At 46.8% G+C, this 601-nt stretch carries 1 pseudogene; it reads left to right on the top strand.

From position 1 onward, the window contains the following. Positions 1-601, top strand: a pseudogene (locus R8N47_RS26665) (phosphate ABC transporter, permease protein PstA); the annotation flags it as partial.

Genomic DNA, 601 nt, shown 5'->3' with positions numbered 1-601 from the left:
GCCAACCACACCCAAAGAGTGGGCGGTGATTGAGCGCAGCAGCGGCGGATACTTTTTTGGTAAGCTGGTGGCGTTTCAAGATGGCGACAAGCTCTATCAAACTGATATCCAAACGGTGTTGAACAAAAAACTTGATGACGCAGAAACGCTGCGCCACGAGATTGATTCTTTGGTCGTCGACCAACTGAAAGACCTGGGTTGGAAGCTTGAGCAATTGCGTTTAGACAAGCGCAAACATGAGCTCAACAACACCGTAACGGACGATTTTTTAGCGCAGAACTTGCAACAAAAAGAGCAAGTGGAACAAGAGCTGGCGAAGTTGGACTTACAACTGGATGGCTTGCGTTTACAGCTTTCTGGCTATGCACTAATTGTTGAGGACATGACGGGTTCTCATGTTTCGATTCCCCTTGAAGACATATTGGACTACTGGTACCCAAACCAAATGTCGTTACCTGACAAAGTGATGCATTGGGGTAAACAGGTCTGGAAATTCTTATCCGAAGATCCAAGAGAATCGAACTCTGAGGGCGGCGTTTTTCCTGCAATATTCGGAACCGTTTTCTTGGTGCTTATCATGTCGATTATCGTGATGCCGCTT

This window comes from Vibrio sp. 2132-1 (genome assembly GCF_033344315.1).
The sequence above is the reverse complement of the archived record's forward strand: the minus strand, read 5'-3'. Positions and strand labels throughout refer to the sequence as shown.